Annotated in this window: 25 protein-coding genes and 1 pseudogene; 7 read left to right on the forward strand and 19 right to left on the reverse strand. The window is 62.4% G+C overall.

Translation table 11 applies throughout. The features are described from left to right. Nucleotides 1-81: 81 nt before the first annotated feature. The 15 genes from E5Z01_RS15280 to E5Z01_RS15350 form a co-directional block, all read right to left on the reverse strand. Nucleotides 82-1608, reverse strand: coding sequence for an NADH-quinone oxidoreductase subunit N (locus E5Z01_RS15280; RefSeq protein ID WP_119762463.1), 1527 nt, complete (start codon nt 1606-1608; stop codon nt 82-84). Further along, the gene (locus tag E5Z01_RS15285) at nt 1605-3089 is read right to left on the reverse strand and encodes an NADH-quinone oxidoreductase subunit M (protein WP_135230155.1); all 1485 of its coding nucleotides are present in this window, start codon (nt 3087-3089) and stop codon (nt 1605-1607) included. The genes E5Z01_RS15280 and E5Z01_RS15285 overlap by 4 nt, the downstream gene beginning before the upstream one ends. 49 nt (nt 3090-3138) lie before the next feature. Beyond that, entirely contained in the window at nt 3139-5094 is a 1956-nt protein-coding gene (gene nuoL, locus E5Z01_RS15290) for an NADH-quinone oxidoreductase subunit L (RefSeq protein ID WP_135230156.1), read from the reverse strand. A 12-nt stretch (nt 5095-5106) separates the two neighbouring features. Then, entirely contained in the window at nt 5107-5409 is a 303-nt protein-coding gene (gene nuoK, locus E5Z01_RS15295; RefSeq protein ID WP_119762467.1) for an NADH-quinone oxidoreductase subunit NuoK, read from the reverse strand. After that, entirely contained in the window at nt 5409-6035 is a 627-nt protein-coding gene (locus E5Z01_RS15300) for an NADH-quinone oxidoreductase subunit J family protein (protein WP_135230157.1), read from the reverse strand. Before E5Z01_RS15300 ends, nuoK begins: the two co-directional genes overlap by 1 nt. Next, nucleotides 6032-6574, reverse strand: coding sequence for an NADH-quinone oxidoreductase subunit NuoI (gene nuoI / locus E5Z01_RS15305; RefSeq protein ID WP_119762471.1), 543 nt, complete (start codon nt 6572-6574; stop codon nt 6032-6034). The genes E5Z01_RS15300 and nuoI overlap by 4 nt, the downstream gene beginning before the upstream one ends. A gap of 29 nt (nt 6575-6603) precedes the next feature. Continuing rightward, nucleotides 6604-7827, reverse strand: a complete 1224-nt coding sequence (nuoH, locus tag E5Z01_RS15310; RefSeq protein ID WP_135230158.1) for an NADH-quinone oxidoreductase subunit NuoH — start codon at nt 7825-7827, stop codon at nt 6604-6606. Then, nucleotides 7827-9992 (reverse strand): NADH-quinone oxidoreductase subunit NuoG, encoded by a 2166-nt coding sequence (gene nuoG / locus E5Z01_RS15315; RefSeq protein WP_135230159.1) that lies wholly within the window; start codon nt 9990-9992, stop codon nt 7827-7829. The genes nuoH and nuoG overlap by 1 nt, the downstream gene beginning before the upstream one ends. Then, a complete protein-coding gene (gene nuoF, locus E5Z01_RS15320; RefSeq protein ID WP_135230160.1) occupies nt 9989-11326 on the reverse strand; it encodes an NADH-quinone oxidoreductase subunit NuoF in 1338 nt (445 codons plus the stop codon). Before nuoF ends, nuoG begins: the two co-directional genes overlap by 4 nt. Then, nucleotides 11323-11964 (reverse strand): NADH-quinone oxidoreductase subunit NuoE, encoded by a 642-nt coding sequence (gene nuoE / locus E5Z01_RS15325; protein WP_135230161.1) that lies wholly within the window; start codon nt 11962-11964, stop codon nt 11323-11325. Before nuoE ends, nuoF begins: the two co-directional genes overlap by 4 nt. A gap of 37 nt (nt 11965-12001) precedes the next feature. Continuing rightward, nucleotides 12002-13156, reverse strand: coding sequence for an NADH dehydrogenase (quinone) subunit D (gene nuoD, locus E5Z01_RS15330; RefSeq protein ID WP_135230173.1), 1155 nt, complete (start codon nt 13154-13156; stop codon nt 12002-12004). 74 nt (nt 13157-13230) lie between these two features. Beyond that, complete coding sequence (locus tag E5Z01_RS15335; protein ID WP_420810853.1) at nt 13231-13905, reverse strand: NADH-quinone oxidoreductase subunit C; 675 nt, start codon at nt 13903-13905, stop codon at nt 13231-13233. Continuing rightward, the gene (locus E5Z01_RS15340; protein ID WP_135230162.1) at nt 13893-14429 is read right to left on the reverse strand and encodes a NuoB/complex I 20 kDa subunit family protein; all 537 of its coding nucleotides are present in this window, start codon (nt 14427-14429) and stop codon (nt 13893-13895) included. Before E5Z01_RS15340 ends, E5Z01_RS15335 begins: the two co-directional genes overlap by 13 nt. A gap of 31 nt (nt 14430-14460) precedes the next feature. Then, nucleotides 14461-14796, reverse strand: coding sequence for an NADH-quinone oxidoreductase subunit A (locus E5Z01_RS15345; protein WP_135230163.1), 336 nt, complete (start codon nt 14794-14796; stop codon nt 14461-14463). A 255-nt stretch (nt 14797-15051) separates the two neighbouring features. Then, a complete protein-coding gene (locus tag E5Z01_RS15350) occupies nt 15052-15378 on the reverse strand; it encodes an HNH endonuclease (protein WP_135230164.1) in 327 nt (108 codons plus the stop codon). 156 nt (nt 15379-15534) lie between these two features. On the opposite strand from E5Z01_RS15350, the gene E5Z01_RS15355 reads away from it, so the two are divergent. Further along, on the forward strand, nt 15535-15822 hold the full coding sequence (locus E5Z01_RS15355; RefSeq protein ID WP_135230165.1) for an AbrB/MazE/SpoVT family DNA-binding domain-containing protein: 288 nt from the start codon (nt 15535-15537) through the stop codon (nt 15820-15822). Nucleotides 15823-15824: 2 nt separating this feature from the next. Beyond that, the gene (locus tag E5Z01_RS15360; protein WP_205750502.1) at nt 15825-16250 is read left to right on the forward strand and encodes a type II toxin-antitoxin system VapC family toxin; all 426 of its coding nucleotides are present in this window, start codon (nt 15825-15827) and stop codon (nt 16248-16250) included. Between the two features lie 2 nt (nt 16251-16252). Here E5Z01_RS15360 and E5Z01_RS15365 read toward each other — a convergent pair whose 3' ends face one another. Then, nucleotides 16253-16615, reverse strand: coding sequence for an endonuclease domain-containing protein (locus E5Z01_RS15365; protein WP_135230166.1), 363 nt, complete (start codon nt 16613-16615; stop codon nt 16253-16255). 316 nt (nt 16616-16931) lie between these two features. Next, on the reverse strand, nt 16932-17357 hold the full coding sequence (locus E5Z01_RS15370; RefSeq protein WP_135230167.1) for a hypothetical protein: 426 nt from the start codon (nt 17355-17357) through the stop codon (nt 16932-16934). Nucleotides 17358-17760: 403 nt separating this feature from the next. On the opposite strand from E5Z01_RS15370, the gene E5Z01_RS15375 reads away from it, so the two are divergent. Beyond that, nucleotides 17761-18744 carry an IS4 family transposase gene (locus tag E5Z01_RS15375; RefSeq protein WP_135230176.1) on the forward strand — a complete coding sequence of 328 codons (984 nt, stop codon included), beginning with the start codon at nt 17761-17763 and terminating at the stop codon, nt 18742-18744. Here the strand turns inward: E5Z01_RS15375 and E5Z01_RS15380 are convergent. Continuing rightward, nucleotides 18738-19043, reverse strand: a complete 306-nt coding sequence (locus E5Z01_RS15380) for an AlbA family DNA-binding domain-containing protein (protein WP_135230168.1) — start codon at nt 19041-19043, stop codon at nt 18738-18740. The two genes, E5Z01_RS15375 and E5Z01_RS15380, sit on opposite strands and share 7 nt — an antisense overlap. A 170-nt stretch (nt 19044-19213) precedes the next feature. Between E5Z01_RS15380 and E5Z01_RS15385 the strand changes: the two genes are divergently transcribed. Continuing rightward, nucleotides 19214-20197, forward strand: a complete 984-nt coding sequence (locus E5Z01_RS15385; RefSeq protein ID WP_135230176.1) for an IS4 family transposase — start codon at nt 19214-19216, stop codon at nt 20195-20197. A gap of 87 nt (nt 20198-20284) precedes the next feature. Here E5Z01_RS15385 and acnA read toward each other — a convergent pair whose 3' ends face one another. Then, nucleotides 20285-22999 (reverse strand): aconitate hydratase AcnA, encoded by a 2715-nt coding sequence (acnA, locus tag E5Z01_RS15390; protein WP_135230169.1) that lies wholly within the window; start codon nt 22997-22999, stop codon nt 20285-20287. Between the two features lie 235 nt (nt 23000-23234). Between acnA and E5Z01_RS15395 the strand changes: the two genes are divergently transcribed. From E5Z01_RS15395 to E5Z01_RS15405, 3 genes and pseudogenes are all read left to right on the forward strand, one after another. Then, a complete protein-coding gene (locus E5Z01_RS15395) occupies nt 23235-23747 on the forward strand; it encodes a DUF3592 domain-containing protein (protein WP_135230170.1) in 513 nt (170 codons plus the stop codon). Nucleotides 23748-23759: 12 nt separating this feature from the next. Further along, a complete protein-coding gene (locus E5Z01_RS15400; protein ID WP_135230171.1) occupies nt 23760-24605 on the forward strand; it encodes a hypothetical protein in 846 nt (281 codons plus the stop codon). A 64-nt stretch (nt 24606-24669) separates the two neighbouring features. Beyond that, nucleotides 24670-24922: pseudogene (locus tag E5Z01_RS15405) on the forward strand (hypothetical protein); the annotation flags it as partial.

Here is a 24922-nt window from a genome sequence, read left to right on the forward strand (position 1 = left end):
CTCTTCCTTATCACGCTGGGCATTCCATAATGAAAATCCCCCGGGCGCGAAACCCAGGGGATCTTTCTGACTCGTCGCTTTTTACTGCCCTATGCCGGCGAGGAGGCGCCAGATGCCAGGGTTGGCGGCGAAGTTGTACCACAGGCTGGGAATCAGGCCCAGCAGAATGACGCCCAGCACGCCAAGAAGCACGGTGGCGTTGGTGGGGGGGCGTTGGCCGTGCGCGTACTCACGGGCGGGGGTGCGGTCCGGCATGAACATCAGCATGGCCGGGCGCAGGTAGTACACCAGCGAGATGACGCTGGTGATGGCGGCCAGCACGGTGAGCCACTGGTAGCCGTTCTGGAACGCGGCCTGGAAGGCCAGATACTTGCCGAAGAACCCGGCGAAGGGCGGGAGTCCGGCCAGCGACGCCAGGCAGATGGCGAGGGCCACCGCGTAGGCGGGGTGGCGGTAGAACAACCCGCGCATGTCACCGATGCTCAGGCCGCTTTCGTTGCGTTGCAGGGCAGCGATGATGGCGAAGGCCACGCCGCTCATGAGGGTGTAGGTCAGCAGGTAGTACACCAGGGCCGGGCCGCCGGCGCTGGGCTGCGCCAGCAGGCACATCGCCAGGAACCCGGTGTGCGCGATGGCGGAGTAGGCCATCAGGCGCTTGAAGTTGGTCTGGAAGTACGCGGCCATGTTCCCGATGATCAGGGTGGCGGCAATCAGCCACTGCAGGACGCTGTGCCAGGCGGGCGCGTCGACCAGAGCGCCGCTGAACACGCGCAGCATCCCGGCGAACGCGGCGACCTTCACGACCGTGCTCAGGAACAGGCTGATGCTGGTGGGCGCGCCACTGTACACGTCGGGCGTCCACTGGTGAAAGGGCGCCAGGGCGACTTTGAAGGAGAAGCCGGCCAGAATTAGCAGGGCGCCGGCCACCAGGATGCCCATGTTGTTGGGGGCCAGCGCGACGGTGGTGGCCGCGTCGGCCGCAGCATTGACGGTGGCGGGGTTCAGCACTTCGGCCACGCGGCCCGCGATGCCGGCGTAGTTGAAGCTGCCGGTGGCGCCGTACAGGAAGGCAATGCCGTAAATCAGGATGGCGCTGCCGGCCGAGCCGAGCAGGAAGTACTTCAGGCCGGATTCCTCGCTGCGGCGCGAATCCTGCAGGGTGGCCAGTACGTAGCCGGCCAGGCTCATGATCTCCAGGCCGATCAGCATGACGATCAGGTCGCCGGAGAACGCAATCAGCAGGCAGCCGGTGATGGCATACATCAGCATGGCGTCGAATTCGGGGAAGCTGACACGGGCGCGCCAGGCGGTGTCGAGCGAGACGAGCAGGGACATGATGCTGCCCAGCACGATGACGCCGCCGATCATCAGGGCCACGTTGTCGGCGCGGACGCCGCCGTTGAAGGCACTCAGGTCGCGGTTCCACAGGCCGAAGCCCAGCAGGCTGGTCATCGAGAGGCCCGCCAACACCAGCATGGCGATGTTGAACCAGGTGACGTTCCGTCGGCTGGTGTTGAACCCGCCGACGGTGCTGACGATGGCCCCCAGCAGCACGAACAGGATGGGCATCAGGGGCAGGAAGTTGACGTCGGGAAGCGTGTAGGTCATGGGTTGCCTCCCAGGGCGCGGGCGGCCAGGCCCAGGACGTTCTGAACCGCCGGTTGAATGAGGTTCAGGGCGGGCAGGGTGTACACGCCGAAGAAGATGGCGAGGGCCAGCGGCAGGCCCAGCACGAACCACTCCAGCCCGTGCAGGTCCCGCGTGGCGACGGCGCCCAGCGGGCGGGCCTGCCAGAAGGTCGTCTGGAAGGCGGTCAGGGCGTAGGCGGCGGCGGCGATGACGGTCAGGGCGGCCACGGCGGTAATCCAGGGTTGCACCTGGTAGGCGCCAAGCAGCACGCTGAATTCACCGATGAAACCAGCCAGGCCAGGAACGGCGATGCTGGCGAACCACAGGGCCATGGTCAGGCCGCCCATGGCGCCGGCCTGCGTCATCACGCCGCCCACGCGGGTGTCCACGCTGCCGATGCGCTCCTGAAGCATGCCCACCGACAGGAACAGTGCCCCGGTGTACAGGTTCTGGAAGGCCAGCAAGTACATCGCCCCGATGATGGCCGTTTCGTTGAGGCTGAAGATGCCCAGCGCCACGAAGCCCATGTGCGAGAGGCCCGCGTAGGCCAGCAGGCGTTTCCAGTTCTGCTGGCTGAAGGCGATCCAGGCGGCGTACAGCGCCGTGAAGGCCGCCAGGCCCATCAGCACCGGGCGGAAGTCGTGCATGGCGTTGGGAAAGAGGGGCATGGCGAAGATGAAGAGGCCGTAGCCACCCACCTTGTACAGCGTGCCCATCACGTCCGGCACACCGCTGGGGTGGTTCTGCTCGTGGAAGTCCGGCAGCCAGGCGTGCAGCGGCCACAGCGGCAGTTTCACGGCCATGGCCAGCAGGAAGCCCAGGAACAGCCAGTTCTGCACGGGTTGCGGAACGACCCGTTCGGTCAGGCCGCTGAGGTGGCGCAGCGTGCCGTCGGCCAGCCTCACGTCGAAGCCGTACAGCGCGAAGGTGTCGGCGCCACTGTAGTACTTCACGCCGATGATCGAGAGCAGCATCAGCAGGCTACCGAACAGCGTGAAGGCCGCGAACTTCACCAGCGCCTTCATGCGGCTGGGGCCGCCGTAGATGGCCAGCATCATCAGCGCGGGAATCAGCGCCCACTCGAAGAACACATAGAACAGCACCAGGTCGCGCGAGGCGAAGATGCCCAGCAGGCCCGTTTCCATGGCCAGGATCAGGCCCAGCATGGTGCCGGGGTTGGGAATGCGCTTCACGGCGTACAGTGCCGCGATAAAGGTCATGAACGCGGTGATGACGGCGAAAATGAGGCTGACACCGTTCAGTTGCACGCTGTAGGTGATGCCCAGCGGCGCCACCCAGTCACGCACGTAGGCGCCGGTGCCGCCCGAGAGCCAGATGGCCAGGCCCAGGCCCAGGGTCAGCAGCGTGCTGCCGATGGCGACTTCCTCGCGCCATTTGTTAGGAACGACCATGACCAGCAGGGCCGCGAGCAGCGGCAGGAAGATCATGAGGTGCATCATGCGGGCAACTCCTGCCCGGCAGGGGTATTGGGGAGATTAAAAAGCCGTTTCACTGTCCACTTCCCATAACTTTGAGGGCCCAGTAGCCGATGATGGCGGCGGTGCCGAGCACCATGCTGACGGCGTAGGCCCGCACGAATCCGCTTTGCCACAGCGCAAAGACTCCACCGGGGGCAGAGAAATTGCGCCCGATGCCGCCCAGGGTGCCGTCCACGCCGCGATCCACGATGTCCAGACCGTGCGCGACGGCGCGGCTGGGGTTGCCGACCAGGCCGTCGTAGGCGTCCTGAAGGTACAGGGCGTTGGTGCTGGTGCGCCCCAGCGGCCCGTTGTACAGGTGGTCGCCGCGGTGTTCCCACCAGGCCCACGCCAGGCCGCCCACACCCGCCGCCACGGCCAGGAAGGTCAGCAGCAGTTCGGTGGAGTGGCTGATCTCGTGGACGTGAACCGGCACGGCGCGGCTGAGGTAGTCGTCGAAGCGGTGGCCGCCGCCCAGGAAGGCGGGGATGTTCAGGAAGCCGGCCAGGGTCGCGCCGGCGGCCAGCACGCCCAGCGGGGCCTTCATCAGCAGGTCGGCGTCGTGGGGGTGATCCACGTGGCCCCGGTATTTGCCCTGCCACACCAGGAAGTACCAGCGGCCCATGTAGAAGGCGGTCAGGAAAGCCACACCCAGGCCCACCAGGTACAGCACCGGGCTCTGCGCGTAAGCGGCGGCCAAGATGGCGTCCTTACTGAAGAACCCGCTGAAGATCGGAATACCCGCGATGGCCAGCACGCCGATGGCCGACACGATGTGCGTGAAGGGCATGAAGCGGGCCAGGCCACCCATGCGCCGCACGTCCTGTTCCTCGTGCAGGCCGTGAATCACGGCACCGGCGGCCAGGAACAAGAGCGCCTTGAAGAAGGCGTGCGTGAGCAGGTGGAACACTGCCGCGGAGTAACTGTGCAGGCCCACCGCCAGGAACATGTACCCCAGTTGCGACACGGTACTGAAGGCCAGAATTTTCTTGATGTCGTACTGGTTCAGGGCTGAGAGGGCGCCGTACAGCGCGGTGGCGGCCCCGACCCAGGCGACCCAGGTGCTGGCCTGGGGGGCCAGGTCGAACAGAAAGTGGCTGCGGCTGATCAGGTACACGCCGGCCGTGACCATGGTGGCCGCGTGAATAAGCGCCGAGACGGGCGTGGGGCCGGCCATGGCGTCGGGCAGCCAGGTGGTGAGGGGCAACTGGCCGGATTTGCCGATGGCCCCGACCAGCAGGAACAGGCAGGCCAGTTCCAGTTGCCCTTGCATGCTGCCGCTCAGGAACACTCTGGAGCCTTCGTGTGCGCCTAGCACGGGGTTCTGCATCAGTTGCGGGATGTTCAGCGTGCCGAACACCTTGAACAGCAGGAACATGCCCAGCATGAAGCCGGCGTCCCCGACGCGGTTCATGATGAAGGCCTTGCGGGCGGCGTTGCTGTTGTTCACCGCTTCGCTGTTGTTGGCTTCCCATACGTCCTGGGTGCTGGCCTCGGTGTTGCGGCCATTAAACCAGAAGCCGATCAGCAGGAAGGAAGCCATGCCGACGCCTTCCCACCCGACGAACATAAGGGGGTAACTGTCGGCCAGTACCAGGATCAGCATCATGGACACGAAGAAGTTCAGGAACGCGAAGAAGCGGTTGAACTGCCGGTCGTGGGACATGTAGCTCATCGAGTAGACGTGAATCAGGAAACCGATCCCGGTGATGATCAGGGTCATCACGCTGGACAGTTGATCGAGCCAGAACCCGATAGACAGGTTCACGGTCTGGGTGCCGTTCAGGGCCATGTTGGGCAGCCACTGCCACAGCACCTCATGAATGGGGGCGGCCCCGGCGGCGCGGTAATTGAGCACAGCCACCAGGAAACTCAGCAGGACGCTGCCCGCGCCGATCAGTCCGGCGAGGCTACGCGGGAGTTTGGGCAAGAGCATCAGCAGCGCGAAGCCGATCAGCGGGAAAAGGGGCATCAGGGAAAGTCGCATCTGGGTCGCCACTCAGCCTTTCAGTTGCGCGAGGTCGTCCACGTTGGTGGTTTCGCGTTTGCGGAAGATGGCAACGATGATCGCCAGACCGATGGCGACCTCCGCTGCGGCGAGGGTCATCACGATGAACACGGCGGTTTGCCCGACCAGGTCACCCCAGGCGCGGGCAAAGGCCACCAGCGCCAGGTTGGCGGCGTTCAGCATGAGTTCCACGGACAAAAAGACCATGATCGCGGTGCGCCGGGTCAGGACGCCGATCATGCCCAGGGCGAACAGCACGCCCGAAAGGGCCACATAAGCTCCAGTACCGACCATCAGGCCCGCACCTCCTCTTGCTGGCGCTGAGCTTGCTGGGACTGCGCGGCCAGGGCGGCAGAACGCGCCTCGACCAGCACGCTGGGCGTGGCCGCTTCGGGTTCGCTGTCGGGCTGGCCGTCGGGTTCGCTCTCGGGGCGCTGCACCAGGGCAATCGCACCGACGATGGCGACCAGCAGCAGAATGCTGACGGCCTCGAAGGGAAACAGGAAGCGGGTCAGCAGGGTCACGCCAACGTTCGCGGCGCTGCCGTCCTGAAGCTGCCCGGCCCGCTCGGCCAGGTTGACGGGGTCTTTGTAACTGAAGGCCAGCACCACGAAGGCGCCCGCCAGAAGCGCCGCGCCGATGCCGCCGATTTCACGCACGAACGGCACCGGGTCTTGCCCGGTGATGGGCGCGTTGGCGTTGAGCAGCATGATCACGAACAGGAACAGCACCATGATGGCCCCGGCGTACACGATCACCTGCGTGGCGGCCAGGAAGGACGCATTCATGGTGGCGAACAACCCGGCGACCATCAGCAGGGTGCTGACCAGGCCCAGCGCCGCGTGAACGGCGTTGCGCGCCCCGATGGTCACGACCCCGCCGACGATCGCCAGCACGGCCAGAAGAATGAAAGCGATCATTGCGGGTAATCCACCCCCTCCAGTTCGGGCCGCGCGCCGCCGTGCGCGACCTTGAAGCCCAGCCGCACCGGCTGGCCCTTGCGCTCCGCCTCGCGGCGCTGCGGGCGGCTGCCCTCCACGCCGACCAGCATGTCTTCCTTGCCGTACACGAAGTCACGGTAGCGGTAGTCGGCCATCTCCCACTCGTTGCCCAGCACCACCGCGCCGGTCGGGCAGGCTTCCTCGCACATGCCGCAGAAGATGCAGCGCAGCATGTTGATCTCGTACACCTTGGCGTACCGCTCGCCGGGCGACACCGGGTTGGCCGGGTCGTTCTCGGCGGCCTCCACGTAAATGGCGTAGGCGGGGCAGGCGGCGGCGCACAGCGAACAGCCGATGCACTTTTCCAGGCCGGTGCCGGGGTGGCGCGTCAGCACGTGACGCCCGCGGAAGCGCGGTTGCAAGGTGATTCTCTCTTCCGGATAGCTGACGGTCAGGGGCTTCTGAAACAGCTTGCTCATCGTCAAGCCCATGCCCTTGGCGATTTCAAGAACGCCCATGAATAGCTCCTTTCAGGTGGGGGGTCAAGTCAGTCTCCCCCTGCGCGCCCGGTCTGCGGGACTTGCGGCGTCCGGCTGCGCACCGGGGCCGTCTTGTTGAACCAGGGGCGGAACACGTCACTGCGCACGATCATGAAGGCGGCCAGCCCCAGGCTGATCAGCCCCAGGGCCCACCAGCCCAGGGACTGGTTGAGGCCGAAGCGCTCGTACACGTTGCCGCCTTTCCACTCGGTACGCCCGACGAAGGCGATGTAGGCGGCGACCAGCATGGTGTTGAAGAGGGCAAACGGCAGCATGACCTTCCAGCCGAAACGCATCAACTGGTCGTAACGGATACGCAGGATGCTGGCCTTGACCCAGATGAAGAAGAAGATGAAGAAGGCCATCTTGGCGATGAACCAGATCAGGGGCCAGTCGCTGATGCCGGGAATCAGGCCGTCCAGGAACTGCGGGCCTTTCCAGCCGCCGAAGAACATGGTGACCATGAAGGCGCTGGCGGTGAACATGCCGATGTACTCGGCCATCTGGTACAAGGCCCACTTGATGGCGCTGTACTCGGTCAGAAAACCGGCCACCAGTTCCTGCTCGGCTTCGGGCAGGTCGAAGGGGGCGCGGTTCGTTTCGGCAAAGGCGCTGATCAGGAACAGGATGAACGCGAAGGCCTGGAAGAAGATGAACCAGCCGTTGACCGCCTGGTACTGCACGATGTCGGTCATGCGGGTGCTGCCGACCATCATCAGGACGCCCAGCAGGCTCATGCCCATGCCCAGTTCGTAACTGATCATCTGGGCGCTGCTTCTGAGGCCACCCAGCAGCGGGTACTTGGAGCCCGAGGCCCAGCCGCCCAGGAAGATGCCGTAGATGCCCATGCTGGTCATGGCCAGCAGGATCAGGATGCCGGCGTCCAGGTTGTAGACCCAGGGGTTCTCGCCGAAGAGGCTCCCGGCGGGGCCGGCGGGAATGCCGCCGAAGGCCAGCAACGCGAAGGTCACGCTGATGATGGGCGCGATGGTGTACACCAGTTTGTCGGCCATCGTGACGTTGATGTCCTCTTTGAAGATGGACTTGATGGCGTCGGCGACGGGTTGCAGCAGGGCGAACGGCCCCACGCGGTTCGGGCCGGGGCGCATCTGGAAGCGGCCCAGCAGTTTACGCTCGACGAGCGTCATGTAAGCGAAGCCGGTCAGCAGGCCCAGAATGACCAGAACGGCCTTCAGCAGCGTGATGAGTCCAGCGGCGAGCCAGTCGGGCATCAGTCGTTTCCTCCTGCGGGCATCGGCCCGGCCATGGGGAGCGTCCAGCCGCTGCTCGCGAGGTTCTCGACGTGCTGCACCCAGGTGACGTTCCAGTTCTTGTCCATCATGCGCTCGGTCCACAAACGGGGCGTGTAGGCCGCGCCGACCGGGGCGGTGAATTCAGGGGCGGCCGGGCGCACTTCGCCCTGCTCGGGCAGGTTGTCCAGGCTGCGGCCCAGGCGCTCTTGCAGCAGGCTCTGGGCGCTCTTGAGGCCACGCACCTTGGGCCGGATACCGACGCTTTCCGCCACGGCGGTCAGGGTGCGGATCAGGTCTGCGCCCTCCCCGGCGTTCAGGGCGGCCTGTTGCAGGCCCAGGTAACGCCCTTCGAGGTTCACGGTGGTGCCGCGTTTCTCGTAGTTCGTCACGGCCGGCAGCACCACGTCTGCGAGTTGCGCCGTGTCGGTCAGGTGCGTATCGTGCACCACCGTGAAGCCGGCGGCGCGGGTCTTGGGGTCGAGGCGGCTGATGAAGGCGGCGCGGGCCTGCGGCAACTGCGCGTAGTTCAGGCCGCCACTGCGCGGCACCAGATTCAGCGCGGCCAGGCCGTTGGCATTGGCCCCAGCGGGAATGGCCAGGATTTTGGCTTTCAGGCGCTGCGCCAGGTCGCTGAGGTTGACGCCCAGGCTGCCGCTGGTGCTGTTCAGCACGTCCGCGCCCACGATAATCACGGCGCGTTCGGCTTTCTCCAGCATGGTCAGGGCGGCCTTCAGTTCGTCGGTGTCGGCGTTCATCAGTTTGCCCAGCGGATTGCCCTCGTGGACTTCCACCTGGGTGCCCGCGTGCGCCCACAGGCGCGAGGGCTTGCCGATCACCGCGACTTTCTCGGGTTTGCGGGCGGGGCGTTCCACCAGCCGCAGGTCGGCAATGGCGGTGCCGTGGTCGAACTCGGGGGGCAGCAGGCCGCCGCGCAGGGCTTCCAGAATGCGCAGTTCCACCACCGGGGCTTCCTCGCCCAGGTCGGCGCCCAGCACCAGGATGCCGTCGGCGGTCGCCACGTCGGTCAGGGTAGCGGTGGACTTCACCGAGGCGGCGTAACGCGGCCAGTGGTCCACGCTGCGGGCATTCATCGCGTCGGCCAGCGATTCCAGCGCCGCGCCTTCCTCCAGGGTGCTGTCCGCGTTGATGAACAGCGCGATGTCGGCGGGGTTGACCGTGCCCAGGCCCTGCTTCATGGCGTTGATGGCGTCGTCCCAGGTGGCGGGTTGCAACTGGCCGTCTACCCGGATCATGGGCGTGGTCAGGCGGCCTTCCGAGGCGAAGGTGTGGCCGAAGCGGCCCGCGTCGCAGATCCACTGCTCGTTCACGTCACGGTTCTCGCGGCCCACGATGCGCTCCAGGCGGCCGTTGCGGGCGTCCACTGTGATGGCGCAGCCGGTGGGGCACAGCGTGCAGGTGGTGGGCGTGTGGTCGTATTCCCAGTTGCGGCCACGGAAACGCGCCACGTTGTCCAGCAGCGCCCCCACCGGGCAGATGTCGGCGATGTTGCCCTGAAAGCCGGTGGGCAGCCCGCCCTCCTGCGTGTCGATGAAGGTGTGCCCGCCACGCTCGATGAAGTCCAGCACCTCCTGCCCCGGCACTTCCTCGAAGTAACGCACGCAGCGTTTGCAGTGAATGCAGCGCTCCTGATCCAGGATGATGAAATCCGAGAGCGGGTAGTGCTTGTCCGCGTGGCGGCGGTCGAAGCCAAAGCGGCTGGCACCGTACCCGTACTCGAAAGCGCGGTCTTGCAACTCGCACGCGCCGCCCTTGTCGCAGGTGGGGCAGTCCAGCGGGTGGTTGATGAGGTGAAACTCCATCATGCCCGCCTGCGACTTGGCGACCGTCTCGCTGGTCTTGGCGGTCTTAATGTGCATCCCTTCCGTGGCCTGCATGGTGCAGGACGCCATCGGTTTCGGGAAGTAGAAGATCTTGGTCTGCCCGTTCTCGTCCACTTCCAGGTTGCCGTCCTTGCCTTTGCGGGGCGTTCCCGCCTCCACCAGGCACATCCGGCACGCGCCCACCGGACTCAGGTACGAATGGGCGCAGAAGTAAGGCACGTCCTGACCCGCCGCGAACACCGCGTCGATGGCGGACGTTCCGTTTGGCAGGTCGAGTTCGATGCCGTCTACAGTGACTTTCACACTTCCCTCCAGCGTTTTCCAGCTCCGATCAGTTCTCCGCGTTCGGCGGCGTCGTATTCCTCGCGGAAGAGTTTGATGCTGCTCAGGACTGGCCCCATGCAGGCGTCGGCCAGCGCGCAGAAAGACCGTCCGCCGATGTTGTCGGCCATGTCGAGAATGAGCTGCGTGTCACCGGGCTGGCCGTAGCCGCGCCCGAGTTTCTCGTACATCTTGACCATCCAGCCGCTAATTCCTTCGCGGCAGGGGGTGCATTTGCCGCAGGATTCGTGGGCGTAGAAGCGCACGCTGTTCCAGGTGGTCTGCACGATGGACACGCTGCTCGGGATCAGGGTGACGCCCGCCGTGCCCAGCGAACTGCCTGCCGCGACCAGCGACTCGTAATCCATCGGCGTGTCGAGGATCTGGTCACTCCACTTCAGCAGCTGGCAGGAAATCCCGCCGGGGATGATGGCCTTGATGTCTTCCTGCGGCCCGCCGGCCCAGTCGTAGATCAGTTCGCGGAAGGTGGTTCCCAGCGGCAGTTCGTACACGCCGGGACGCTTGACCGGGCCGCTGATCTGGAAAAGCTTCATGCCCTTGCTCTTCTCGGTGCCCATGCCCGCGTGCCAGTCCGCGCCGTAGCGCAGAATGTGCGTGCAGGCGCAGAAGGTTTCCACGTTGTTGATGGTGGTGGGCAGGCCGTACAGGCCCGCGGCGGCGGGGAAGGGCGGCTTCAGGCGCGGGTTGGCGCGGAGGCCCTCCAGCGAGTTCATCAGCGCGGTTTCCTCGCCGCAGATGTACGCCCCGGCGCCACGGTGCACCTGAAGGTCGAAGTCGAAACCGCTGCCTAAGACGTTCTTCCCGAGAAACCCGGCTTCGCGCGCTTCCTTGATGGCGGCCCACAAACGTTCGGCAGCGTGGACATACTCGCCACGAATGTAGATGTACCCTTTGGTGGCCCGCATGGCCAGCCCGCCGATCAGCATGCCCTCGATGAGCTGGTGCGGGTCTTCGGACATCAGGTAGCGGTCTTTGAAGGTGCCGGGTTCGGACTCGTCGGCGTTGCACAGCACGATGTGCTGGCGTCCGTCATTCAGCGGCATGAACGACCACTTCAGGCCGGTGGCGAAGCCGGCCCCGCCGCGTCCGCGCAGGCCCGACTTCTTCACCTCGTCGATCACCGCGTCCGGCCCCATTGCCACGGCGCGTTTGAAGGCCTCGTAGCCGCCGTGACCCAGGTAGTAGGACAGCGTGTGGCTGCCTTCCTGCCCCACGTGCGCGTACAGCGTGGGCGTGAAGCGCGGATCGCGGGCACTGACGATAGGGCTGGCCGGCGCTGGTGTGGTGGCGGTCATCCCTTCACCCCCCCGCTCGTGACCGGCAGGTCATTGACTGCCAGCGGGCGCAGGCTCTCGCCCGGGGCACCGGCGTTCTGGCCGTTGGCCATCATCTGGAGGCCCTGATTGTTCACCTTGACCGGCACCAGGTTGTCCGGCTGCGGCTTATGGTCGGCGCGCAGTTGCGCCAGCAGGTGCCGGCACTTCGTGGGCGTCACGTTCTCGTAAAAGCCGTCGTCATTGATCTGCACGACCGGCGCGGTGCCGCACGACCCCAGGCACTCCACTTTCTGCACGCTGAAACGCCCGTCCGGCGACACCTCGCCGGGCTGCACGTCCAGTTCCGTCACCAGTTCGTCCCACAGCTCGTCCGAACCCGCCAGGGCGCACATCAGCGTGCTACACACTTGGAGGTGGTACTTGCCGGTGGGCACGGTGTGGTAGGTCGAGTAGAAACTCATTACCGAACGGACTTCGGTGGCGGTCGTGCCGCACAGCGCCGCAATCTCGTGCATGCGCTCCTCGGTCACGAAGCCCTCGGCGTCCTGCACCTCACGCAAGAGGGGCATCAGGCCCGAGCGCCGCCCCTGCGGTGAATCCGGGTAGCGCGAAAAAATATCCGCGACAAGGTCTTGTTTATCTGCAAAGTAACTCAAAGTGGCCTCACTTCTTCTCTGTTGTGACCAGGCGAAATCAACGGTCTACGTCCCCAAGCACCGGGTCGATAGTCGCCAGAATAGTGATCAGGTCGGCGAACTGCGCGCCCACACAGGCGTATTCCAGGGCTTGCAGGTTGACAAAGCTGGGGGCGCGGATTTTCACGCGGTAGGGCATGCTGCCGCCGTCCGACACGATGTAATACCCAACTTCGCCGCGCGCGGTTTCCACGGGCACGTACACCTCGCCCTTGGGCGGGTGAAAGCCCTCGGTGACCAGCTTGAAGTGGTGAATAACCGCTTCCATGCTGGTTTCCAGCTCCTGACGGGGCGGCAGGGAAATTTTGCGGTTAGGGTCTTTGATCGGCCCCGGCTGCAGCATTTTCAGCGCCTGACGGATGATCTTGACGCTTTCGCGCATTTCCAGAATGCGAATCTGGAAGCGGGCCAGGCTGTCGCCTTTCTGGAAGGTGGGCACGTCGAAGGTGTAGTTCTCGTAGCCGCTGTAAGGGTTGTCCTTGCGGTGGTCGAAGGGAACGCCACTGGCGCGCAGGTTCGGCCCGGTCAGGCCCAGGTCGATGGCGACCTCGGTGGGAATGATGCCCACGTCGGTGGCGCGGTCGAGGAAGATGGGGTTGCCGCCGAACAGCGTCAGGTACTCGTCGATGCCGCGCTCCTGGGTGTCGCAGTACGCGGCGACCATCTGGGGCCAGTAGTCGGGAATATCGCGGTACAGCCCGCCGATGCGGAAGTAGCCCTGGTTCATGCGGTAGCCGCACACCGCCTCGAACAGGTCGTTGACGTTCTCCTTGTCGCGGAAGGTGAAGAACAGGGGCGTCAGGGCGCCCAGGTCGAGCAGGCCGGTGCCCACGAACACCAGGTGGCTGTGCAGGCGGCCCAGTTCATGCAGGATTACGCGGACGATCTGGGCGCGCTCGGGCACCTCGGCCCCGACGAGTTTCTCGGCGCTCAGGACGTAGGCCAGTTCGTGACCGAAGGAGTGCAGGTAGTCCGTGCGCGGCGCGTACGTGACGTTCTGCTGGTACGTGCGGTTCTCCATGGTCTTCTCGAACCCGGTGTGCAGGTAGCCCATGTGCGGGATGACGCGGGTGACCTGTTCGCCGTCCATATCCACCACCAGGCGCAGCACCCCGTGCGTGCTGGGGTGCTGCGGCCCGACGTTCAGGGACATGATCTCGGTGTGCAGCAGCGCCCCTTCGCTGGGTTTGGCGGTGTTGGGCGTGACTTTGGGGCTGGGGAGGTAGGTCACTTGGGGCCTCCTTCAGGCATGACGGGCGGCTCGATGTCGCGCTGCTCGCCGCGGCGCAGGCTGCCGCGCCAGCCGGTCAGGCCCGCCTGCTGGCCGTTCATGCCGGCACGGAAGGCGTGCGGGTCGAGAAAACGGCCCTCGCGGAACAGGGTCGGCGTCTCACCGATGGGAAAGTCACGGCGCAGCGGGTGGCCTTCGAGGTCGTCCGGCGTCAGGACTTTACGCAAGTCCGGGTGCCCCTCGAACTCGATGCCCACCAGGTCGTAGGTCTCGCGCTCGATGTAGTTGGCCGCCTTCCACACCGGGTAGAGGCTGGGGCAGGGCTGGCCATTGTCCAGCCACACGCGCAGGAACACGCGGCGGTGATCGCGGGGGTGGTAGACGTTGTACAGCACCGCGAAACGCTTGGGTCGCTCCTCGGTGTACGTCAGGTAATCGATGCCGACGCAGTCCATCAGCATGAAGCCGCGTTCCTTGAGGCTCTGCGCCACCGCCCTCAGCTCGCCGGGTTCCACCACCACGGTGGGTTCGGCGGCGTGATCCTCGGTCAGTTTCAATTCCTGAATAAGCTGTGATACGTCCCGCGCCGGGTGGGGCGTGTTGGGCTGGGTGGCGGTGTCCGTGGTGGTCTGGGAGGTTCCCGGCATGTTGGGTGCTGTTACCTTGTCCATGCGTCCACCATCGGGAGTTGATGTCCCAGTTCGTCGAAGGCTTCGCCGCGTACCTTCTTCTGGAGTTGCATCAGGGCGTACAGCAGCGCCTCAGGGCGCGGGGGGCAGCCCGGTACGAAAATGTCCACCGGCACCACACTGTCGGTGTTCTGCACAATCGCGTAGTTGTTGAACATCCCACCCGACGAGGCGCACGCGCCCATGCTGATGACCCACTTGGGGTCGGGCATCTGATCGTACACGCGCCGCAAGACCGGGGCCATCTTCTTGCTGAGGCGACCGGCGATGATCATCACGTCCGCCTGGCGGGGCGAGGCGCGGAACACCTCACTGCCGAAGCGGGCCATGTCGTTGCGGGCGTTGGTGGACTGCATCATCTCGATGGCGCAGCACGCCAGCCCGAATGTGGCAGGCCACATGCTGTTGCTGCGGCCCCACGCCACCAGTTTCTCCAGGCTGGAAAACAGCACGCCCTCGGACTCCAGTTCCTGCCAGTCCTTTTCAATGAGTTCCTTCAGTGGCATGAGGCCTCCAAACGGGCTGGGGTAATGGCGCTTACCTCCACTCCAGCACTCCTTTTTTCAGGATGTAGTAGTACCCGACCAGCAGCAGCAGCACGAAGGTCAGCGCCTCGAAGAAAGCGAACTGCGGGAGTTTCTGGTAGGCGGCGGCCAGCGGGTAGAAGAAGGCGGTCTCGATGTCGAACACGATGAACAGCATGGCGACCAGGTAGAAGTGAACCGGGAAGCGCTGGCCGGTGCCGACGCCGCCGTGCTCGGGGTCGTTGCCGCTCTCGTACGGCATGAGTTTAGCTTTGCTGCCTTTCTTGGGGCCGAGCAGCGCACTGGCGATCACGGCAATAATGCCGATCCCCAGCGACGCGACGAGCATGATCACAAAATTGGCGTATTCGATGGTTATCTCCCTTCCTTCTGCGTTTCCTGCCCTTTCTGGCGACCTTCAGCCCTGACTTGTGAAAATCAGCACGAAAGGGTCAAAAAAAAGAGAACCGGAAAACAGCTCAAAATAAAAACATTCCCTTACAGTTTTATCACGAAAAAAACAACGCCAAACAACCGCCGTCACACACTTCGGCCGCATTGCCCCGGACAGTGACAGCCCCAAAACGGCGCGGCCGGGGCGCGTTCAATGCACCCGTACCCCTTTCGTCAGCGGCTGTTTCTGGACCCATTTGACGAACTTCTGCACTTCCTCGCGGGCCAGCAGCGCCTCCACGGTGTTCAGCTCGTTCGCCAGCTCGGCATTGCTGAAGGTCTTGGAGAGGTAACCCTGGCAGGCCGGGCACATCTTCACAGTGGGAATCTCGCCCAGCTTGACGCCCTGCCGCCGCCCCTGCGATTTGGGCACCAGGTGATGATCCGTCAGGTTCGGGGCTTCCCGCCCGCACAACACGCACACCTCAGGGGGCTTCGCTTCTACATGCCAGCTCGATTCAGGACGTTTCCGGGCCATAAGCACAAGAATACGGCCCCCCAACACCCGCACCGTTAACAAACACGACCTGAGCGGCAGCGTCACCCTCTAACCCCGCCTCATCCCTGGCGCACGCGAGAGCTTGAACCATCAGCAGCTCATCAAACTAAATTGCCAATTTTATAAAATTTTGCCATGGCGCAGTTTGAACTGGAGATGGACAAATTTGGGCGCATCCTCATTCCCAAAAAACTACGCGACGCGCTGAACCTCAGGGCGGGAAGCAAAGTCACAGGCGAACTTGACGGGCCACACCTCACCCTCAGCGGCCCGGAACCCCGGTACGTGATCTCGCAAAGTGCCAGCGGCAGGCCCGTCATTCAGTTCCCTAACGCGGCTCCCTGGCCTGAGGGGGACGACCCGGTCAGGGCCATGCGAGATGAACGAACCGAGCAGCTGATTCGCGGCGGGAAGCTGGGGTGACAGTGACACGAACCCTCGTGGACACCAGCACCCTGGTCGCCGCCCTGATGAGCCACCACACCGCCCACGCCTGGGCCGACGCACACCTGGCCGAGGCCGAACAACAGACGGTGCTGATCAGCACGCACACTCTGGCAGAAGTGCTCAAGGTGCTGACCACGTACCCCAGGGAATTTCTCCCGCCGCAAATCGCATTACAGGTCATCAAAGAAACCACTCGCCAGTACGAGAAGATCAACCTGGACGACCAGGATTACTTCGCGGTCATGCAGCGCCTGGCCGACCACCACCTGAGCGGCAGCGTCATTTTCGACGCCCTGATCGCCCAGGCCGCCCTGAAAGCTGGGGCTGAGAAGCTGCTGACCCTGAACCCCAAAGATTTTAAGAGACTGGGGAAGGATGTGGCAGGAATTCTTGTATACCCGTAAAGCTAAAACGGTACGCCGCCAGTGCAAACCGCATCAATGGCCGCGCACACCCCAGCGAAATTCTGTTCCACCTCAGCATTCGTGAAACGCACCACCAGAACGCCTGCACCCGCCAGCAGTGCTGAACGCTCGGCATCGTAAACCTGAGCCTCGACTGAATCATGACTCGCGCCATCCAACTCGATACACAGCTTCAATGACGGCGCGTAGAAATCAAGGATGAACCGCTCAAACGGCACCTGACGCCGGAACTTCACCGGATGTGTACGTAGGAACACGAACCACAATTTGCGCTCCGCAGGTGTCAACTCCCGCCGCAACTCACGGGCACGCGGAACAAGACGCTTCGAGTAGTGCTCCCGCATACGCGAAGACTACCCCTCAGTCAGCTTCGCTGACAGCTCCCCTTAAAAGGGAGCCAAGGGAATACACGAAACGCGAGAAACCCCGCCCCCGAACTTGTCGCCCCTTTAAGGGGAGATGCCCCGAAGGGGCAGAGGGGTGGTACGCCGCGTCGCCGCTCCCCACCGCCCCCACACCCCGCACAGGCAAAAGCAGAGAGCTGAAAGTTTACCTTTCCACATAGGCTAGATCATCTGTAGAACCTCCTATATATTCGTATGATTCTGATTGCGTGGGGGTAATTAAACCGTATGTTCGCCGACCATCATCAGAATCAACCTACCAATAAACTGCCAGATGAGATTTATCAATATGGTCAGCTCTTAAATTGATAACACTTAGACGCGTTAGGGGGAAAATTGCCTCGGCTCTATCTAGCCTCAGACGGTCTTCTTGAAAGATATGATGATCTTGTGAGGAAAATAGAGCTTTAGCCGGATTGGAAATTTCTCCAAATTCTATATTTGCCCGTAAAATATCTTTATAAGCAGATGATGGGCTTATGATCGGCCCGCCGTTAAAATTTGAGCGAAATTCGATAGCTCCTCTGGGTACGATTACTGTTAAGTTCCAATTCCGGCAAATTGATTTACCCTTATTTTGTATCCCAATATCTACATATTCCAAACGATCTACCCTGAAACTCAGCTCTAACCGTGTTGATTTATCACGATTCATAACGTCTCGAACCTGAAAATCTTTCATTGGTTCAGTTGAGAAATTTAAGCGGCAATAATAGTGGGCGTCCGATGCCTGATGACATGTATCACTTTTCGGGATTTCAATTATGTAAGCCGACTTCCGGATATCACCGTTTACACGGATAGGATGAACGACTATGCCTGGAATTCGGGGGGAAATATTTGAGTCAATAAGGGCTTCTAGCCCTCAGTAGGTGACAACTTCATTTCGATGTCGTCCCAGACGGGAAAAATCAATAGTCAGCCCCATCAAGCTTGATGGGGCTGACTGTTCGCGGTCTTCTGAAGGTGTGAAGTCCACAGAATCCGCTGCCCAGCAGGCTACCGCACTCACCCAGCACTTCAAAACGCACGCCAGTCACCTCCGCATCGACACGCTCCAGCGGCTCATCGATGTCCTCTTGGCGATGATTGCCGCGAGGAGCGTCAATCATCACGATTTGAGTGCCCACATGCCCGGTATCAGCACGCCACAAGCCAAGAAAAGGCGGGCGGACCGCACCTTCCGGGATGACCAACTGGACATGGGCTTTTTCATCGCGCTGCTCGTCGTGCATCTCCCACCAGGGAAGGTTTTGCTGAGTCTGGACCGCACCAACTGGGAGCACGGGGAAACGCCTATCAACTTTCTGGTGCTTGGAGCCGTGGTTCATGGCTTCACCCTGCCCCTGATTTGGGTGCCTCTTGATGACTCTGGGAACAGTCACACGTACGCCCGGATGTGGTTGGTGTTGAAGCTGCTTCGGGCCTTGCCAGCGAAACGCTGGCTGGGCCTGGTGGCCGATCGGGAGTTCATTGGTGCGGAATGGTTCCGCTTTCTCCGTCGGCATGGCATCAAGCGGGCCATCCGCATTCGGCACAGCGACATGCTGGACGACATGAGTGGGAAAGAGTGGTTTGAGCACGTCCAGCACGGTCATTTTCACGAGATCGCTGAAAAGGTGTTCGTGTTCGGGGAGTTGATGCGGGTAGTCGCAACGAGGTCACCCACAGGTGACCTCGTCATCATCGCCACAGATTTCAGTGCTCGGAAGACCTGGAAGCTCTACAAGCAGCGCTGGTCGATTGAGTGCACCTTCAGCAGTTTCAAGAAGCGAGGCTTCGACCTGGAGCGGACTGGAATGACGGAAAGGAGCCGTCTACAGCGACTCTTCGGCCTGGTGACATTGGCCTGGATGTTCTGTTTGCAGCTGGGGGTCTGGCTCGGCCAGACCCATCCCATTCCCGTCCTGAAACATGGTCGGAGAGCGGTCAGTCTGGTGCGGCACGGTGCTCAGCATCTCGTGGATGCCCTACGGTGGAAACCCGAACAGTTCATGGAGGTCCTGGAGGTGTTAATCCAGGCTTTTTGCCCGCCAGGAGCGGCTGAAAGTGAAGTTGTCACCTACTGAGCTTCTAGCCGCTCCTTTGACCACTCGACGCCATCACAGGGGGCAAATCCAGTTGCAAGATGCTTCTGTTCTCCCTGTCCTTCAGCAACACCAATAATCAGGGTTCCACCATCGGAATTTGCGAAACCTGTTATCTGCTTTGTCAGCGCATCTTGACAGTCTTTTTTCAGGAAGCGCCCGTCTTTGTAATCGAGCCTCTGACTTTCCTCGACTTTCAAAAACAGTGCTTCGATCCGTTCCTGAGTCCACTCAGTAGGTGACAACTTCATTTCGATGTCGTCCCAGACGGGAAAAATCAATAGTCAGCCCCATCAAGCTTGATGGGGCTGACTGTTCGCGGTCTTCTGAAGGTGTGAAGTCCACAGAATCCGCTGCCCAGCAGGCTACCGCACTCACCCAGCACTTCAAAACGCACGCCAGTCACCTCCGCATCGACACGCTCCAGCGGCTCATCGATGTCCTCTTGGCGATGATTGCCGCGAGGAGCGTCAATCATCACGATTTGAGTGCCCACATGCCCGGTATCAGCACGCCACAAGCCAAGAAAAGGCGGGCGGACCGCACCTTCCGGGATGACCAACTGGACATGGGCTTTTTCATCGCGCTGCTCGTCGTGCATCTCCCACCAGGGAAGGTTTTGCTGAGTCTGGACCGCACCAACTGGGAGCACGGGGAAACGCCTATCAACTTTCTGGTGCTTGGAGCCGTGGTTCATGGCTTCACCCTGCCCCTGATTTGGGTGCCTCTTGATGACTCTGGGAACAGTCACACGTACGCCCGGATGTGGTTGGTGTTGAAGCTGCTTCGGGCCTTGCCAGCGAAACGCTGGCTGGGCCTGGTGGCCGATCGGGAGTTCATTGGTGCGGAATGGTTCCGCTTTCTCCGTCGGCATGGCATCAAGCGGGCCATCCGCATTCGGCACAGCGACATGCTGGACGACATGAGTGGGAAAGAGTGGTTTGAGCACGTCCAGCACGGTCATTTTCACGAGATCGCTGAAAAGGTGTTCGTGTTCGGGGAGTTGATGCGGGTAGTCGCAACGAGGTCACCCACAGGTGACCTCGTCATCATCGCCACAGATTTCAGTGCTCGGAAGACCTGGAAGCTCTACAAGCAGCGCTGGTCGATTGAGTGCACCTTCAGCAGTTTCAAGAAGCGAGGCTTCGACCTGGAGCGGACTGGAATGACGGAAAGGAGCCGTCTACAGCGACTCTTCGGCCTGGTGACATTGGCCTGGATGTTCTGTTTGCAGCTGGGGGTCTGGCTCGGCCAGACCCATCCCATTCCCGTCCTGAAACATGGTCGGAGAGCGGTCAGTCTGGTGCGGCACGGTGCTCAGCATCTCGTGGATGCCCTACGGTGGAAACCCGAACAGTTCATGGAGGTCCTGGAGGTGTTAATCCAGGCTTTTTGCCCGCCAGGAGCGGCTGAAAGTGAAGTTGTCACCTACTGAGCTGAGTCCAATCCATAACCACAAAAGTAACGTCAGACACCCGCTTTTGACGAGTGCCTGACGGCTTAGCTATTTAGGTGCGCTGGCTTACGCCTTAACCCCACCTTTTTCCCGCGCCAGGATTCCTCTCAGCACGGTTTGCAGGATGCCGCCGTTCTTGTAGTAGTCGATCTCCACGGGGGTGTCGATGCGGCACTGCACGGTGATTTCGCGGCTGTTGCCGTCCTTGTCCGTCAGCTTGACCTGCACGTCCTGGCGGGGCTTAAGGTCGGCGGGCAGGATGAAGTCGAAGGTTTCTTCGCCCGTGATGCCCAGGCTGTCGGCGGTTTCGCCGTTCTTGTATTGCAGGGGCAGGACGCCCATGCCGACCAGGTTGCTGCGGTGAATGCGCTCGAAGCTCTCGGCAATCACGGCTTTCACGCCGAGCAGGAAGGTGCCTTTGGCGGCCCAGTCGCGGCTGCTGCCCATGCCGTAGTCCTTGCCGGCCAGCACGACGAGGGGAATACCCGCTTCCTTGTAGTTGACGCTGGCGTCGTAAATGCTGGTCACATTGCCGGTGGTGAAGTCGGTGGTGAAGCCACCTTCGGTGCCGGGGGCGAGCTGGTTTTTCAGGCGGATGTTGGCGAACGTGCCGCGCGTCATGATGCGGTCGTTGCCGCGCCTGGAGCCGTAGGAGTTGAAGTCCTTGACGGGAATGCCGCGTTCGGTGAGGTACTTGCCAGCGGGGGTGTCGGCCTTGAAGCTGCCGGCGGGGCTGATGTGGTCGGTGGTGACCGAATCGGCCACTTTCACCAGCACGCGGGCGTTTTTGATGTCCTCGATTTCGCTGGCGCCGCCGGCCAGGTTGTCGAAGAAGGGCGGGTTCTGGATGTAGGTGCTGTCTTCCTTCCAGTCGAACAGGTCGCCTTCGGCCACGGGAATAGCGTTCCAGTCCTGGTTGCTCTTCTCGATGCCGTCGTAGACCTTCTTGAACATGTCGGCGGTGATGCTTCTGTCCATGGCGTCGGCAATCTCGGCATTGGTGGGCCAGATGTCTTTCAGGAACACGTCCTGGCCGTTCTGATCCTGGCCGATGGGCTGGTTCACGATGTCGTTGACGACCGTGCCGGCCAGCGCGTAGGCCACGACCAGGGGCGGGGAGGCGAGGTAGTTGGCCTTGATGTGCGGGTTCACGCGGCCCTCGAAGTTGCGGTTGCCTGACAGCACACTGGCGACCACCAGGTCACCCTCGTTGATGGCGGCGACGGTGGGTTCGGGCAGCGGGCCGCTGTTGCCGATGCAGGTCATGCAGCCGTACCCGACGGTGTTGAAGCCGATCTGGTCGAGGTACTGTTGCAGGCCAGCGGCTTCCAGGTACTCGGTCACCACGCGGGAGCCGGGGGCGAGGGAGGTCTTGACCCAGGCCCTGGATTTCAGGCCCTTCTCGACGGCTTTCTTGGCGACCAGGCCGGCGGCGATCAGTACGCTGGGGTTGCTGGTGTTGGTGCAGGAGGTGATGCTGGCCAGCGTGACCGCGCCGTGCCCGATCTTGATGTCGGTGCCGGCGATCGTGCCCTGCGCGTTCAGCTTGTCGCCGCTCAGCTCGAAGCCGCGGTTTTTCACGGGGGCGGTCAGCGCTTCGGCAAAGACGCTGTGCATGTCGCTCAGGTTCACGCGGTCTTGCGGGCGCTTGGGGCCGGCCAGGCTGGGGACGATGGTGCCCAGGTCGAGTTCGATGGTGCTGGTGAACACGGGGTCGGGCGTCTCGTCGGTGCGGAACATGCCCTGGGCCTTGTAGTACGCCTCGACCAGTTCGATCTCGTCTTCCAGGCGACCGGTGCGGCGCAGGTAGCGCAGGGCCTCGTCGTCCACCGGGAAGAAGCCCATGGTGGCACCGTACTCGGGGGCCATGTTGGCGATGGTGGCGCGGTCCGGGAGGGTCATGTTACTGAGGCCCGCGCCGTAGAACTCCACGAACTTGCCGACCACGCCCGCACTGCGCAGCATCTCGGTGACGCGCAGCGCGAGGTCGGTGGCGGTGGCGCCTTCGGGCATCTGGCCGGTGATCTTGAAGCCGATCACGTCGGGCATCAGCATGTAGATGGGCTGGCCCAGCATGACGGCTTCGGCCTCGATCCCGCCGACGCCCCAGCCGACGATGCCCAGGCCGTTGATCATGGTGGTGTGGCTGTCGGTGCCAACGAGGCTGTCGGGGTACACGACGGTGCCGTCATCTTCGGGGCGGCTCTGGACGCCCTTGGCGAGGTACTCGAGGTTGACCTGGTGCACGATGCCGCTGGCGGGAGGCACCACGCCGAAGTTGTCGAAGGCCTGCTGGCCCCATCTGAGGAACTCGTAACGTTCGCGGTTGCGCTCGAACTCCAGCGCCATGTTGTTGGCGAGGGCGAACTCGGTGCCGAACTCGTCCACCTGCACCGAGTGGTCGATCACCAGGTCGACGGGAATCAGCGGGTTGATCTTGCTGGGGTCGCCGCCCAGGGACACCATCGCGGTGCGCATGGCGGCCAGGTCGACCACGGCGGGCACGCCCGTGAAGTCCTGCAAGATCACGCGGGCGGGCTTGAAGGGAATCTCGACTTCGGGGTTGGTGGCACTCCATCTGGCGACGGTTTCCACATCCTCGCGGCGCACGTCGTAGTCGTTGGCCTCGCGCAGCACGCTTTCCAGCAGCACCTTGATACTCACGGGCAAGCGAGAAACGTCGAAGCCTTGCAGTTTGTTGAGGTTGTAAAAGTACAGTTGCTTGCCGCCCACGCTGAGCGTGTCGCGGGTGCCAAACAGGTTCGGGGCCTTGTCCGTCATGGATGAATCCTCCTTGTGCTTGTGAGCCTTGAGGGCTTGTTACCCTCCCATCATACGGCGCAGTGTCACCACAGCGGGCGTTACCGGGTCAGGCACGAGCAGGGAGGATATGTTACGCCCATGGGGACAACAGAATGAGTTTGGAGTTCATTTTTTACTATGCTGACAATGAATATCCCGATGCAGAACAAATTCCTCGATCAGAATAATTCGTTGCAACCAGCTAAAAAGCAGGATGAGTAAACGACTCCTGGCCCGAATTGTGATTTTGCTTTGTCCACTTCTGTTGTGGGCGGCCATCGGACATTCACTTCACCTGAACCGTGAGTACCGCACCACCGTTGGGATTCTTCGGAAAGTCGAGAAAGTGCGTACTGACGTCAAGAAACCCGGCTATAAATGCCAGGTGGTTTACAACTATCGCGTTAACAACACTTTGTTCACAGGCTACAGGGTAAACGCCGATGACCTGTGGGATGACCCGGATTCCACCCCGTGTTACACCTTCGACCCGCAGGAGCGGCCTGACCTGAATGAGGCCCGTCCCGGCGATCACGTCACCGTGCATTACGACCCGGCAGATCCCACCTTCGCCCTGCTGACTGTGAAATCGCCAGGGCCAATCACCCGTGGCTTTCAGATTCTGATTCAGTTCTACCTTGTCGCGCTGCTCATTTTCTTTCCCATGACGTTCGTTCAATGGCAAAAACCTCATAGCCCAGAGCTCATGGCCCGTCACCTCTTCTAAACTGCCTACCTGATGACCGACCAAGACCTGCCTTTTCCCGACAACAGCCTGGCGCCGCACGAGGAACAGCGCTTCAAATCTTTAGAGGACACCGTCAGCGCGGGCCTGCGCGACTTCCGTCAGACCGGGCAGGCACTCAGCGAGATCCGGGACAACGAGTTTTACCGCGAAACGCACAGCAGCTTCGAGGTTTACCTGCAAGACCGCTGGGGTTTCACGCCCCGGCAGGCCGGGCAACTGATCGACGCAGCGCAGGTGGCGCGCGTGCTGGAACCCATCGGCATCGACCCGGTCAGCGAAGCGCAGGCGCGGAAATTCAAGCCGGCGGTGAAGGTCTACGAGGAACTGGAGCCCGAGCAGCAGCGCCTGGTGTCGCGCCTGATCGACGAGCGCCGGGCCGTGGAAACGGGGGACGTGGCCCCCTGGGAGGAAGCCGCCGCGCCGGAAATGAAGATCATGGCGACGGTGGTGAAGAAGATGACGCCCGACACCACCGTGTACCACCCGGAAAGCGGCGATGAGGTGGCGCTCGGCACCCTTTCGCCCACCCAGCGCTTCGAGGTGGTGCGTGAGCACGTCAACCAGAAAACGCAGGCGTACCACGAGAAACAGGCCGCCAAAGCCGCCGCCGAACCCGAGGAGAAAGTCAACTGGGCCGCCTGGTGTCTGAATTACGCCAGGGAGGGCCTGACCCCGGAGCAGCGCCTGGAGATCGTACTGGAGCAGGGACAGAAGGGCAAACCCGTCATTCATGCCCGCGTGGTGGACAAGACGACAGGGGAGGTGCTGGTGGAAGGCGAGGCGGTGGGCAACATGAAGAAGGCCGTGCTGGGCCTGATTACCGAAGTCCGGGGCTGAGCCCGAGCTGCGCCTCACATGCGTACAGTGAACCTACACCTGTCCCTTACCCTGAACTATGGAAATGAACGTATTCCTGGGTGACCGCGAGGGGTTTACGCCGCAGATCTCGCGCCTGATCGGCATGATGGACTATGCCCGCTTCACGACGTTGCAGATGGTGCAGGGCATGAGCACCGAGGAACTCGACCTAGTACAGCGTTCAATTAATACGGATAGCTTGATAGTGCCGACCAAAGCTGCGACGGGCATCCTGGGTCGAGAATTGCCAATTGATCTTTACCCCCGCTGCATTTCGGGCGCTCACCCAGGATTCG

This window comes from Deinococcus fonticola (genome assembly GCF_004634215.1).
GTDB classification, from domain to species: domain Bacteria; phylum Deinococcota; class Deinococci; order Deinococcales; family Deinococcaceae; genus Deinococcus; species Deinococcus fonticola.

Excerpts from the sequence above, each read along its gene's own strand:
- E5Z01_RS15280 (WP_119762463.1), bottom strand. The coding sequence starts at position 1,608 with ATGACCTACACGCTTCCCGACGTCAACTTCCTGCCCCTGATGCCCATC.
- E5Z01_RS15285 (WP_135230155.1), bottom strand. The coding sequence starts at position 3,089 with ATGATGCACCTCATGATCTTCCTGCCGCTGCTCGCGGCCCTGCTGGTC.
- nuoL (WP_135230156.1), bottom strand. The coding sequence starts at position 5,094 with ATGCGACTTTCCCTGATGCCCCTTTTCCCGCTGATCGGCTTCGCGCTG.
- nuoK (WP_119762467.1), bottom strand. The coding sequence starts at position 5,409 with ATGGTCGGTACTGGAGCTTATGTGGCCCTTTCGGGCGTGCTGTTCGCC.
- E5Z01_RS15300 (WP_135230157.1), bottom strand. The coding sequence starts at position 6,035 with ATGATCGCTTTCATTCTTCTGGCCGTGCTGGCGATCGTCGGCGGGGTC.
- nuoI (WP_119762471.1), bottom strand. The coding sequence starts at position 6,574 with ATGGGCGTTCTTGAAATCGCCAAGGGCATGGGCTTGACGATGAGCAAG.
- nuoH (WP_135230158.1), bottom strand. The coding sequence starts at position 7,827 with ATGCCCGACTGGCTCGCCGCTGGACTCATCACGCTGCTGAAGGCCGTT.
- nuoF (WP_135230160.1), bottom strand. The coding sequence starts at position 11,326 with ATGACCGCCACCACACCAGCGCCGGCCAGCCCTATCGTCAGTGCCCGC.
- nuoD (WP_135230173.1), bottom strand. The coding sequence starts at position 13,156 with ATGTCCCTGAACGTCGGGCCGCAGCACCCCAGCACGCACGGGGTGCTG.
- E5Z01_RS15335 (WP_420810853.1), bottom strand. The coding sequence starts at position 13,905 with ATGGACAAGGTAACAGCACCCAACATGCCGGGAACCTCCCAGACCACC.
- E5Z01_RS15340 (WP_135230162.1), bottom strand. The coding sequence starts at position 14,429 with ATGCCACTGAAGGAACTCATTGAAAAGGACTGGCAGGAACTGGAGTCC.
- E5Z01_RS15345 (WP_135230163.1), bottom strand. The coding sequence starts at position 14,796 with ATGCTCGTCGCGTCGCTGGGGATCGGCATTATTGCCGTGATCGCCAGT.
- E5Z01_RS15350 (WP_135230164.1), bottom strand. The coding sequence starts at position 15,378 with ATGGCCCGGAAACGTCCTGAATCGAGCTGGCATGTAGAAGCGAAGCCC.
- E5Z01_RS15355 (WP_135230165.1), top strand. The coding sequence starts at position 15,535 with ATGGCGCAGTTTGAACTGGAGATGGACAAATTTGGGCGCATCCTCATT.
- E5Z01_RS15365 (WP_135230166.1), bottom strand. The coding sequence starts at position 16,615 with ATGCGGGAGCACTACTCGAAGCGTCTTGTTCCGCGTGCCCGTGAGTTG.
- E5Z01_RS15370 (WP_135230167.1), bottom strand. The coding sequence starts at position 17,357 with ATGAAAGATTTTCAGGTTCGAGACGTTATGAATCGTGATAAATCAACA.
- E5Z01_RS15375 (WP_135230176.1), top strand. The coding sequence starts at position 17,761 with ATGATTGCCGCGAGGAGCGTCAATCATCACGATTTGAGTGCCCACATG.
- E5Z01_RS15385 (WP_135230176.1), top strand. The coding sequence starts at position 19,214 with ATGATTGCCGCGAGGAGCGTCAATCATCACGATTTGAGTGCCCACATG.
- acnA (WP_135230169.1), bottom strand. The coding sequence starts at position 22,999 with ATGACGGACAAGGCCCCGAACCTGTTTGGCACCCGCGACACGCTCAGC.
- E5Z01_RS15395 (WP_135230170.1), top strand. The coding sequence starts at position 23,235 with ATGAGTAAACGACTCCTGGCCCGAATTGTGATTTTGCTTTGTCCACTT.
- E5Z01_RS15400 (WP_135230171.1), top strand. The coding sequence starts at position 23,760 with ATGACCGACCAAGACCTGCCTTTTCCCGACAACAGCCTGGCGCCGCAC.